The sequence below is a fragment of the Winogradskya consettensis genome (genome assembly GCF_018332715.1).
GTDB classification, from domain to species: domain Bacteria; phylum Actinomycetota; class Actinomycetes; order Mycobacteriales; family Micromonosporaceae; genus Actinoplanes; species Actinoplanes consettensis.
On record NZ_BOQP01000004.1, the window covers coordinates 327,052 to 338,720 of the forward strand.

The following is an 11,669-nucleotide window of genomic DNA, read 5'->3' on the forward strand; positions in this document are numbered from 1 at the left end:
GAAATACGAACGAGCCCGGTGTCACGCGACGGGCGTGACACCGGGCCGCGACGGCGTCGGTGGTGCGGCCGGCCTTCAGGCGGCGAGCGGGCTGAACGTCAGGGCGAGGGCGAGCTGGGCGCGCCGGGAGATGCCGAGCTTGCGGTACATGCTGGTCAGGTGCAGCTCGACGGCGCGCGAGGAGACCCGGAAGTGGGTGGCGATCTCCTGGTTGGTCATGCCGTCGAGCACCAGCCGCGCGATCCGGTGCTCATGGGCCGTCAGCGGCCATTCCGACTGTGCGGGCCCGTCGGGGGGCTCGTCGGGCTCCGGCGGGTCGAGCAGCCGCTCGCCCATCATGACGTTCCACCGCCGCACCCGCAGCCGGGCCATCACCCCCGCGAGGGCGTAAGGGTCGGCGCGCACCAGCGTCCACAACTCGTCCTCACCGGCGGCGCGGCACACCAGCAGGCCGCCGTTCTCGTCGGGCCATAGTCCGCCACCGACGAGGACACCGCGATCGGCGAGCGCCTGCCAGTAGTCACGGTGCGCCGCGCGCCACTGTTTTCGTAATTTCTCGTCGGCACTGAAAGACATTTCCACCGCATAGCATTGCATCCTCGCCTCCCAGCGATCCCGATGCATTCAGGCGCTGAACACATCGGTTGTTCCGGTGGGCGCACGGGAGCCGCGCCAAGGATGTAAGGAATGCACCGAGCGTCGCTGATCGATGATCTACGGCACCCCGTGCCTGCCGTGACGCCGATCGTGCCGGAGTCGTCGCGGCGGCCACCGAATGATCCATTGCGTGACCCCCGGCGGCCGTCACGAATATGCACTGTATTGGTGACCGTGAGTGCGGACAAGGAGTGTGGTGCGCGTCACATAAATACAGTTTTAATAGAGAATGAACAGCCTCGCCACGCCGCTACCCGCCCACCCGGCCCCGAGGAAGGCCTTAGCCTGGAAGCCATGCATGACCTGGATGTGCGCCGCCTTCGGGTGCTGCGCGAGCTCAGCCGGCACGGCACCGTCACCGCCGCCGCGCAGGCCCTGCACCTGACCCCGTCCGCCGTCTCCCAGCAACTGGCCGCCCTCAGCCGGGAGGCGGGTGTGCCGCTGATCGAGTCGGCGGGGCGCCGGGTCCGGCTCACGAACGCCGCCCAGATCCTGTTGCGGCACGCCGACGAGATCTTCGCCCGCATCGAGCTCGCCCAGGCCGACATCGCCGCCTCCACCGGCGGCGGCGCCGCCGGGCAGGTGGCACTCGGCGGGTTCGCGGCGACCCTGTCCGGGCTGGCGCTGCCCGCGCTGCGCTCGCTGCGGGACACGTCACCGCTGCTGCGGCTGCGGCTGCTCGAGGTCGAGCACCCCGAGGCGCTGGACCTGCTCGTGCGCGGCGACCTCGACATCGTGCTCATGGTGGAGTCGCGCCAGGGCCCGCCGGCCACCGACCGGCGCTTCCACCGACAGCCGCTGCTGACCGACGTGTTCGACATCGCGCTGCCCGCCGAGCATCCCGCGGCCACCTCGGCGGTCGTGAGCCTCGCCGATCTCGCCGAGGACCCCTGGATCCTGCCGCGCGCCGGGGCCTGCCTCGACGTGTCGATGGCCACCTGCGCCGCGGCCGGGTTCACCCCGCACGTCGTGCACAGCATCGGCGACTGGGACGGCGTGATGACCGCGGTGTCCCTCGGGCTCGGTGTCGCCCTCGTCTCGCGGCTGGCCAGCGTCGCCCCGCGCCCGGGGGTGGTCATCCGCGGTCTCGAGGTCGACCGCCCGGCCCGGCACATCACCGCTGTGCTGCGCCGCGGCAGCGAACGGGCGCCGCACCTCGCCGCCGTGCTGAACGAGCTCGGCACCGCCGCGCGACGGCTCGACCGTGCAGATCTACTTAACGTTCCTGGCTAGATTCTCGCGATGGACCTGAACCGTCACCGCACGTGAGCATGGGTCTCGACGACCCGCTACGCCGCTGTGTGAGGGAGACGACGTGTCCAAAGCAAGCCTGCTCAGGCTTGGTCTGCTGGGGCTGATCTGGGGATCGGTCTTCCTCTGGATCAAGATCACCGGTTATGGCTTCTCGCCGGTGCAGATGGTCTTCGCCCGGCTCGCGCTCGGCGCGCTGGTCCTGCTGGCCATCTGTTACTCGCGGGGCCTGCGCCTGCCGCGCGGCGGGGCGCTGTGGGGGCATCTGCTGGTCGCCGCGTTCCTCGGCAACGCCCTGCCCTGGACCCTGTTCGCGTGGGGCGAGCAGTCCGCGTCGTCGAGCGTCGCGGGTGTCATCAACTCCACCACTCCCGTGTGGGCCCTGGTGGTCGCCCTGCTCTGGCGGCAGGAACGCCGCCTCGGCGGGTGGCGTGCCCTCGGTCTCGTTCTCGGCTTCGCGGGCACCCTGCTGATCGCCGCGCCGTGGCACACGGGCACCGCCAACAGCACGTCCGGGATCATCGCGTTCACCGTCGGCACCGTGAGCCTCGGCGCGAGCTTCGCCTACATGGGACGTTTCCTCGCCCGGCGCGGCCTGCCCCCGCTGACGCTCGCCGCCGCCCAGCTCAGCGCGGGCACCCTGCTGATGATCCCCGCGCTGCCGTTCGGCGGGCTGCGGGCCGTGCACCTGCGCCTCGACGCGGTGCTGGGGCTGCTCGTGCTCGGCGTCATCTGCACCGGGCTGGCGTACGTGCTGAACTTCCAGCTGATCGTGCGCGAGGGCGGGACGGTCGCCTCGACCGTCACCTACCTGTTCCCGCCCGTCTCGGTGCTGCTCGGCGCCATCGTCCTCGGTGAGCCGCTCGGCTGGCCCGTGCTGGCCGGTGCCGCCCTGATCCTGACGGCCATCTACTTTGTACGCCGCAAGCCCGTGACCGCCACCCCGCCCGCACAGGCGGTCCCCGCACAACCCGCACCCGCTGCGCCGGCTCCCCCTGCCGAAGTGCCCCGCTGATGCTCAGGCGCGCCGCTCCCCCGTGCGGCGCGCCTGCCCTTCCCCGCGCCCACGGTTGTCAGGAGCCCGCATGAGATTCGGCATCAACGTTCCCAACTTCGGCCCCGGCACCGACCCGGCCCGCCTGCACGACTGGTGCGTCCGCATCGAGGAGACCGGCTTCCACCTGATCATGATGTCGGACCACGTGGCGCTGACCCCGGAGGTCCAGCGGCTGTTCCCGGCGCCGTTCTACGACCCGCTGACGACGCTGGCGTGGCTCGCCGGGATCACCCGGACCGTGGAGCTCGGCACGACCGTGCTGATCCTGCCGTACCGGCATCCGCTGCAGACCGCCCGCGTGACCGCCACCCTCGACCAGATCAGCGGCGGCCGGCTCGTGCTCGGCGTCGCCGCGGGCTGGGCACCGCAGGAGTTCGCCGCCCTCGGGCTGCCCTACGCGCAACGCGGTGAGCTGATGGACGAATACCTCGAGGCGCTGCTGCTGCTCTGGACCCGCGACGTCGCCTCCTACGAGGGCAGACACGTCCGTTTCCGGGACGTGCACACCGCTCCCCGGCCCGTGCGGCAGCCACCACCGGTGTGGGTCGGCGGGCACAGCACGGCCGCCCTGCGCCGGGCCGTCCAGCACGGCACCGCCTGGCACCCCACGTCCATGACGATCGAAGACCTGGCCACCGGGGCTCGCCGCCTGCGCACGGTCGCCGGCAAACAGGGCCGCCCGGTGCCCGCCCTCGCGCCCCGCATCAAACTGCGGATCACCGACGCCCCGCTGCCCGCCCACTCCAGGCTCGCCGGTGAGGGCTCGCTGGATCAGATTCACACCGATCTCGTACGCCTCAACGAGCTGGACGTGGACCAGGTCGTGCTGGACACCTCGTTCCCCGGCGTGCCGCTCGACGAGGCCACCCACTGGAAGACCCTGCGGACGGTCACGGAACAGCTCGTCGACCTCGGCCGCCAGACCCTGCGATAGGTACGCGTGGTGCGAGCCCCCGCCGTCCTGGCCCTCGGCACGTTCGCCCTCGGCACCGACGCGTACCTCACCGCCGGCCTGCTGATCCCGATCGCCGGGGACTTCGGCAGCTCCCCCGCGGCGACCGGCCAGCTCGTCACCGCGTTCACCCTGGCGTACGCGCTCGCGGCGCCGCCCCTGGCGATGCTCCTGCCGGGGCGGCGGCGCACCGTCCTCGCGTACGCCATGGCAATTTTCGTAGCGGCCAATGTCACCGGCGCCCTCGCACAGTCCCTGCCGGTGCTGTTCGTGTCCCGGGCGGTGGCCGGAGCCGCCGCCGGTGTCTTCTCACCGCTCGCCGCGACCACCGCCGCCGCCCTCGTGGCACCGCACCGCCGCGGCCGGGCCCTGTCGCTCGTGCTCGCCGGTCTCAGCGCCGGATCGGTGGCCGGTGTCCCCGCGGGCCTGATCCTCAGCCGCCACCACAGCTGGGCGGCGGCCCTGTGGCTGGTCGCCGGGTGCGGTGCGCTCGCCTTCACCGCGCTGCTGCTCGTGCTTCCCGCCGGCGAGGAGCCGCGCACCACGACGTCCCTGCGGGACCGGACGGCGGCCCTGCGCGACCGCCGCGTCGCCGCCGTCGTCACCGTGACCCTGCTGCAGACCACGGCGAGCCTGGGGGCGTACACCTATCTGGCACCCGTGCTTGCCGCCGGAGGTGTCACCGATCCCACCGTGCACCTCGGTGTCTGGGGTGCCGGTGGCCTGCTGGGCAGCCTCGCCGCGGGGCCGGTCCTCGACCGCGGCCACCGCCCGCCGCGCCTGGCCGCCGCGCTGCTGGCCGTGCTCGCCGTCGCCCTGGTGGGATTCACGCTGTCCGCCGGGACCGCCGCCGTCTTCCTCGCCTGCGCGGCCTGGGGTGCGGCCGGCTGGGCTTTCGTCGTGCCGCAACAACATCAGCTGCTGCGGCACTGCCCGGACACCGCGACCGCGGCGATCGGCGCCAACAGCTCCGCCACCTACCTGGGCAGTTCGATCGGCGCGGCGCTCGGCGGCACGGCACTCGCAGCCGGTGTCCCCGCCGTACGCCTACCCGTGCTGGCAGCGGTCATCGCCGTGCTCGGCCTGGCCGTCGCGATCGCCACCAGCCCTTCGGCTTCCCGTAGTGAGCCCCGCCGCTCGCGCGCCTAGGTTCGAAGACGCACCCCCACCTACCACGCTGGAGCTCACCATGACCGGACCCCTGCACGGGCTGCACGTCATCGAGATCGCGGGTACGGCGGCCGGCGCCTTCACCGCCACCCTGCTCGGCGATCTCGGCGCTGACGTGATCCGCGTGGACCGCCCCGCCACCGCACCGGCCGCACCGGGCGACCCCCTGGCCCGCGGCCGCCGCCGCGTCACCGCCGACCTGAAGGACCCGGCCGGCGTCGCCGAGATCCTGGACCTCGTCGCCCACGCGGACATCCTCGTCGAGGGCTTCCGCCCCGGCGTCGCCGAACGGCTCGGCATCGGCCCGCAGCAGTGCCACGCCCGCAACCCGCGCCTGATCTACGGCCGGGTCAGCGGCTGGGGCCAGGACGGCCCCTGGGCCCAGCGCCCCGGCCACGACATCACGTTCCTCGCCGTCACCGGCGCGCTCGCCGACGCCGCCGAGCCCCCGCCCTACTACCTCTCCAGCTTCGCCGGCGGCGGGATGACCCTGGCCCTAGGCCTGCTCGCCGCCGTCTGGGAACGCGGCGACACCGGGCCCGGCCAGGTCGTCGACACCGCCATGGTCGAAGGCACCGCCCTGCTCACCGGTCTCGTGCAACGCTGGCGGGAAACCCCCGGCCTGCAGACCTTCACCTCCGCGCCGTTCTACACGACGTACGCGTGCGCAGACGGCCGCCGGATCGCCGTCGGCGCCATCGAGGACAAGTTCTACCGCACCCTCACCGAGACCCTCGGCCTCGACGACCTCCCGCCGCGCGACGACCGGGCGAGCTGGCCGGAGCTGACCCGGCTGCTCGCCGACACCTTCCGCACCCGCGACCGCGACGACTGGACGAAGGTGTTCGCCGACACGGACGCGTGTGTCGTCCCCGTCCTGACCCTCGACGAGGCCGCCGACCACCCGCAGGCGGCCGCGCGGCGGGCGTACCCCTCGGTGGGCGGGGTCCGGCAGCCGGCGCCGGCCCCCCGCTTCTCCCGCACCCCCACCGCAACCCCTGCCCCGATCAGCTGGTGAAGCGGGCCAGGACGCCCTTCTTGACCTCGCCGGCGCGCTGCTGCTCGCCCGCGAACGAGCTGACGACGATCAGCGCGCCGGTCAGCAGCGGAATGGCCCACTGCAGGGTGGACAGCCGCTTCTGCGCTGTGGCCACGTCGCCGGGGGTGCTGCTGGCCGGTTCGGTGCGCGCCGATGGCGGCCGCGTTGACCGGGGTCCACTTGTTCCAGCCGGTGTTCGCGACGCGGCCGGTGCCACTCGCCGTGTCCGCTTGCGCGGCGGCCGGGTTGAGGGCTACCGCGTTGGCCAGGGTGCCGCCGAACCACGCGGCGAGGCCGACGTCGTGCAGGGAACGGGACAGGGTGTCTTTCGCCATGGGAATCCTCCGGTAGCCGAGTTGCTGTCGGCCCGGGCTACCCCCACGTCAGCGCTTCTCACGGAGCCGGGCGGCCGCATCACGTCACCCACCCGGGCCCGTTTGGAGCGGGCGGGCCCGGGTACGCGAGCACCGTCAGGCCGGTTCGATCCAGAGGTTGCGGTAGCGGACGTTCGCCCCCGGGTCGCCGTGGTCCTGCAGGCGGATCGGCAGGAAGGACGGGCCTTCCGCGGCGCCGTTGCCGGTGGGGCCGTCGATGGCGATGTTGTCGTGAACGGTGGTGCCGTTCCAGGCCACGGTGACGCGGGCGTTGTCGATCTTCGTGGTGCCGTCGTAGCGGGCTGCCCGGAACGTGACGTCGTAGGTCTGCCACGTTTCCGGGGCTGTTCCCGCGTTGGCCGAGGGCGCCCGTTTCAGGTAGATGGCGGCGCAGTCGTTGTCTACCAGGGCCGGTTTACCGTACGTGTCGAGGATCTGAAGTTCGTAACGGTCCTGCAGGTAGATGCCGCTGTTCGCGCGGGCCTGACCGGTCACGTCACCGGGCAGGTTCGGCAGCCAGAACTCGGCGTGCAACCGGAAATCGCCGTACGTCTGCTTGGTGCGCAGGTCACCACCGAACGCCTCCGCCGAGCCGCCGGAGACCGGCCACGTGGCCGGCGTACCGTCAGCGTTCTGGAAGGCCTGCAGGTTGCCGCCGTCGAACAGCGTCACCCGGCCGGGGCCGTTGTGGGTCCACCGTTGCTGGGCCACACCCGCCGGTTCCCAGATCTGCAGCTGGGTGCCGTCCGCGCTCGAACCGCCCGCCGCGTCGAGGACCTTGCCCGACTGCGGATTCAGCAACGACCCGTCAGCCTGGGCCCGCCACACCTGCGCGCCGCCGTTGTTGCACGTGTAGAGCTGCACCTTGGTGCCGTTGACCGTGCCGGCGTTGTCCACGTCCAGGCACTTGCCGAGCGCGCGCAGGGTGTCGCCGTCGCGGGTCCAGCTCTGCGCGGACGAGTTGTTGCACCCGTACAGCTGAATCTTGGTCTTGTCGGCATTGCTCGCGTTGTCCACATCGACACACTTGCCGCCGATGCCGGTGAGCGTTCCTGTCCGCGGCGCGGCCGCCGTGGTGTCGCCGACGGTCAGGCTGTCCAGGTTGACGTGCCCGACGTCGCCGTCATCCACCTTGTAGGCGATCGTGTTACCCCCGGCCCGCAATGTCACCGTGTCGAGCTGGGTCGCCCAGGTGTCCCACGTACCCGTGTCGGTAAGACTGACCTGCCTGACCTTGCTGCCGTTGACGTAGAGGCTGACCGTCTTGGCACCCGCCGACGGGTTGGGGCCGTTACTGAAACGCAGCGACACCGGGTACGCCCCGGCGGCCGGCACATCGACGCTGAACGTGGTCGCGGCCCCCACGGAGCCATACCCCGCGACGAAGCCCGACCCGGTGTAACCGGTGTGGTCGGAAGCCACCCCGGCACTCCCGCTGAGCCCGGCGTTCTCCGCCTCGGCCCGGCCCGTCGGCAACGTCGAACCATCGGCCAGGCTGTTGAGCGTGTACCAGGCCTCGGTGCTCCACAACGACGCACCGGATGTCGACGTGAACGGACGCGGTGAGCGAACGTGCACCACACGGCCCGGCTTCAGCCCCGTCAGCTTCAGCGTCACCTTCAACCGGTCCGCCGACAGCGACGCCGACGCCACCGGCAGCGACTCCTCATCCACCTTCGGCCCGCCGTACGCCGGGGTCGGCACGTAACGCCACTGCTCGGCCCGGTACCGCGCGGCGAGCTGCGCGGCGGTGTCCGCCGACACCGGCTGCGTGTACTCGAACTCGAAACCGCCGGCGATCGTACGCATGGCCTTGATGTCGAAAACGCTCGTGCCGTTGGGGGTCAGCTTCTGCAGCCCGTACGTCAGCTTGCCTTCCTGACCCCAGTTTCCACCCGCACCGAGCCCGCCGTAGTAGAGCGCACCGTCCGGCCCCTGCGTCAGCCGCAGCACCCCCGACTCGAGCCCCTGGGTCAGCCGGAAAACCGCACCCTGATACTGACCACCGACCTTCTCGAGGTACGCCCGCTGGATCCCGCCGTAGGTGACATCACCGAAGAGCAGCTGCCCCGCGTACGGACCCGAGTCCAGCATCAGCGGAGTGCTCGGCGAGTTCGCGATCTCGTTCTGCGGCAGCCAGAGCACGGGCTGCGTCACGGGCTGGTCGTCGTACGGTCCGTCCGGATTGGTGTAGTGCCCGAAGAACCGGTCCTGCTTGATCTGCACGAGCTTCGACGCGGGGAGCCACCCGCCCTGGTTGTCGAGCACGAGCAGGTCACCCTCCGGCCCGAACCCGAGACCATCCGGCGTGCGCAGCCCGCCCGCGACGTACTGCACCGCACCCGTCGAGCGGTTGATCTTCAAGCTGGTGCCGCGGTTCGGTGAACCCTGCGGCTGCGTGGTCGCGCCACCGAGATCGATGGACACGGACAGGTTCAGGTAGAAGTAGCCGTCCTTGTAGAGCAGCCCGAACGCGAACTCGTGGAAATTGCCGTCGAACGGCCACGTCGCGACCCGGCGATACTGGTCGATCACGCCGTCGCCGGTGGTGTCGGTGAGCTCCGTCAGCTCATGCTTCTGCGAGACATAGATCGTGCCGTCAACAATCTTCAACCCCATCGGTTCCCGAAGACCAGAGGCAATCTTCCGGTACGTCACCTGGCTCGGCGAGGTCGCACCGGTGACCCCGCTGAGGATGTACACCTCCCCCGCCACGGTGTCGCTCCCGCCCCAGGTCGCGATGGCCAGGCGCCCGTCCGGGAACCAGTCCATCGCGCTCACCTGCGGCTGGAACCCGGCCGGCCGCAGATCCGTCAGCGTGTAGCCCGGGTGCACGGCATCCAACGGCAGCCCATCCCCCGGACTGTCCGCCGAGCCCTCGCACTCCTTGCGCCCCGGCGCGGTCACCCGCACCACGCCCGCATCGGTGCTCAGCACGCTGTTCGGCACCGTCACGAACGAGCTCGCCCCCGGCGGCTGCCACGCCAGAGTCAACTGCTGGCCGCCGTCACGCTCGAAGTAGTCCACACGCAGGCTGTGATACCCGGTCGTGAGCGTGACACTGCCGTCCTTCGAGGTCGCCCCGTGCGCGCCGTCATGATTGATCACGGTCGCACCATCGATCAGCAGCCGGGACCCGTCATCGCTGGTGAGCCGGAACGCGTACGCCCCCGCCGTCCCGATGTTGATGTTCGCGAGCACCTCAGCCTGGAAGTGGTCCGCCAGCCCGAAGTCCGCCTCGGTCGTCCAGTTGATCGCCGGCATCAGCTTGTCGACGTTCGGCGTCTGCGCAGGCTTGAGCGTGCAGATCGCATCCCGCGCCGTCTGCAGATCGTAGGTCCGCAGGGTCACGCCGGGCTCTTGCGGAGGGGGCGCGGCCGCCGCCCCGGCCGGTGCCGCAGCCAGCAGAAGGGCGCCCACCAACAGGGCGGCGCATGGTCGGGTGAACAGCGATCTCTTCATCGAGCGCCCCGCAGACAGGTCGACAACCATCGATGCCTGATCACGCTAGGCGCCTTCTGTCACGAAGTCCACAACTTTCGCCGCAGCCAGCAAAAGTCCCCCGCAGCCCGCCACACCCTCTACATCATCCTAGGAACCTGGTCTGTTCAGGTCACAGAAGTATAGTTCTGAGAAGTACGCTTCTGTGACCTGTGCCACCAAGACTCGACGTGCGCCCACCTGCTGATCTCGGCCGTCCGCAGTAGTCGCAGCTGCTCAACCGCTGGCTATGTCCATGCGGATATGCACAGGTCACAGCCCGCTGATGGCCTCGGACCGTCAGGACCAGGGGCTACCGAAGCGGATCGTATTACCGTCTGGATCCTCAACAGTGAAGCTGCGGATCCCGGCACCCGGCCGGCCGTCCTCCTCGAGGTCACCGAGCAACCGAACACCCCGGGCAGCCAACACCGCTCGCGTCACCGTGGCGTCGCTGACATGGACGAGGCATCCCCCCGGATCAAGCACGGTCCCGGTCGCAGAGACATGAAGCTCAGCGTCACCGGCGGTGAAGACGGCATAGCCTGACAACCGGTCCGAGGCGAATCCCAGGAACTCGTAGAACGCGATGGTCCGGTCCAGGTCAGCACAGCGCAGGATCGGCACAGCCGACAACGGCGCAACTGCGCCACCAGGCACCACACCGCCCCGGCGCGGTGTGGCAAGCCGGGCATACCCCTGCTCCAGAGCGGCCCGCCGCGCGTCGCGCTTTCGCTTCTGTGACGCGAGTTGCTCAGGGGTCGGCCCGGTCACCACGCACCGGCCCTTCGCCCGACCGAGTCGGCTGCCCGGAACCACGTCCAGCGCTCCATGAGTTCCATGAGTTCCATGAGTTCCAGCGAACCACCGTCTCACCTTCTGCGGTCGGGTTCACCTCGCGTCCTCAGTCTTCGATCCTGTTTGCAGCAGTCGGCGAGGGCGGGATCTGGCCACGGCGCACGAAGTTGCGGCGAAGCCAGCTACAGCGCAACCTTCTGCGGCATCAGATGTCAAGCGTGGGCCAATCACGTCTGGCCATAAAACACATGTTCTTCTGCCAGACGTGATTGATCGGATTTGACGAGCAACACCGCAGAAAGTTCTCCCATCCCGGTGTCCAGCGCAACATTCAGCCACGCGGCATGGACTGAGACCACTCGGTCGCAGCCAGTGGGTGGTGTTGGCAGCCCGGCATCACCCGGCCGACAAGTCCGCCGCACACGGCACGGCGATTCGCGTCCAGATCAGCGGCATCGGCTGGGAAAGGTAGCTCCACCCGGACCGAACCGACAAAGCAACTACTGACGCAGGACGCTAGGTGAAGGTGGCTCTCGAACCCCTCGGTACAGGATCCGAACGTCGTCGGGCGACTGATGCCGGATGCGGAGCGAGCCCGCCGTCATGGTCAGCGCCAAGCCACGTGAGCGGCATGGCACCACCGGGACGGCGGGCTCGTTGTCGTAACAGGGGCGGGCCTACTCCTCGGCGGTGGCCGCCGTGTCGAGGTCTGCCGGGACGGCGTCGGGGACGGTGGCGCCGCGGTCGGCGCCGGTGAAGGTGAGCTTGGACTTTTCGATGTTGTCCGGGTCGCCCTCACAGTCCACGACCACGATCTGGCCGGGACGCAGCTCGTTGAACAGGATCTGCTCCGACAGGGTGTCCTCCAGATCCCGCTGGATCGTGCGCCGC

Annotated in this window: 9 protein-coding genes and 1 pseudogene; 5 read left to right on the forward strand and 5 right to left on the reverse strand. The window is 70.3% G+C overall.

All coding sequences use genetic code 11. The features are described from left to right. Positions 1 to 75: 75 nt before the first annotated feature. On the reverse strand, positions 76 to 576 hold the full coding sequence (locus Aco04nite_RS05170; protein WP_212995999.1) for a LuxR C-terminal-related transcriptional regulator: 501 nt from the start codon (positions 574 to 576) through the stop codon (positions 76 to 78). 375 nt (positions 577 to 951) lie between these two features. On the opposite strand from Aco04nite_RS05170, the gene Aco04nite_RS05175 reads away from it, so the two are divergent. The 5 genes from Aco04nite_RS05175 to Aco04nite_RS05195 all read left to right on the forward strand — a co-directional run bounded on the left by Aco04nite_RS05175 (position 952) and on the right by Aco04nite_RS05195 (position 6,105). Beyond that, positions 952 to 1,890 (forward strand): LysR family transcriptional regulator, encoded by a 939-nt coding sequence (locus tag Aco04nite_RS05175; protein WP_212996000.1) that lies wholly within the window; start codon positions 952 to 954, stop codon positions 1,888 to 1,890. An 82-nt stretch (positions 1,891 to 1,972) separates the two neighbouring features. After that, positions 1,973 to 2,923 carry a DMT family transporter gene (locus Aco04nite_RS05180; RefSeq protein WP_212996001.1) on the forward strand — a complete coding sequence of 317 codons (951 nt, stop codon included), beginning with the start codon at positions 1,973 to 1,975 and terminating at the stop codon, positions 2,921 to 2,923. A 70-nt stretch (positions 2,924 to 2,993) separates the two neighbouring features. After that, positions 2,994 to 3,899 carry a TIGR03619 family F420-dependent LLM class oxidoreductase gene (locus tag Aco04nite_RS05185; protein ID WP_212996002.1) on the forward strand — a complete coding sequence of 302 codons (906 nt, stop codon included), beginning with the start codon at positions 2,994 to 2,996 and terminating at the stop codon, positions 3,897 to 3,899. 9 nt (positions 3,900 to 3,908) lie between these two features. Further along, a complete protein-coding gene (locus Aco04nite_RS05190; RefSeq protein WP_212996003.1) occupies positions 3,909 to 5,066 on the forward strand; it encodes an MFS transporter in 1,158 nt (385 codons plus the stop codon). A 40-nt stretch (positions 5,067 to 5,106) separates the two neighbouring features. Continuing rightward, a complete protein-coding gene (locus Aco04nite_RS05195) occupies positions 5,107 to 6,105 on the forward strand; it encodes a CaiB/BaiF CoA transferase family protein (RefSeq protein WP_212996004.1) in 999 nt (332 codons plus the stop codon). On the opposite strand, the gene Aco04nite_RS05200 is transcribed toward Aco04nite_RS05195, so the two are convergent. From Aco04nite_RS05200 to Aco04nite_RS05215, 4 genes and pseudogenes are all read right to left on the reverse strand, one after another. After that, positions 6,095 to 6,241: a hypothetical protein gene (locus Aco04nite_RS05200; RefSeq protein WP_212996005.1), complete on the reverse strand. Its 147-nt coding sequence runs from the start codon at positions 6,239 to 6,241 to the stop codon at positions 6,095 to 6,097. The two genes, Aco04nite_RS05195 and Aco04nite_RS05200, sit on opposite strands and share 11 nt — an antisense overlap. A 355-nt stretch (positions 6,242 to 6,596) precedes the next feature. Beyond that, complete coding sequence (locus tag Aco04nite_RS05205) at positions 6,597 to 9,851, reverse strand: 3-keto-alpha-glucoside-1,2-lyase-like domain-containing protein (protein WP_244875763.1); 3,255 nt, start codon at positions 9,849 to 9,851, stop codon at positions 6,597 to 6,599. 429 nt (positions 9,852 to 10,280) lie between these two features. After that, positions 10,281 to 10,757 carry a DUF8817 family protein gene (locus Aco04nite_RS05210; RefSeq protein WP_212996007.1) on the reverse strand — a complete coding sequence of 159 codons (477 nt, stop codon included), beginning with the start codon at positions 10,755 to 10,757 and terminating at the stop codon, positions 10,281 to 10,283. Positions 10,758 to 11,455: 698 nt separating this feature from the next. Further along, positions 11,456 to 11,669: pseudogene (locus tag Aco04nite_RS05215) on the reverse strand (ATP-dependent Clp protease ATP-binding subunit ClpC); the annotation flags it as partial.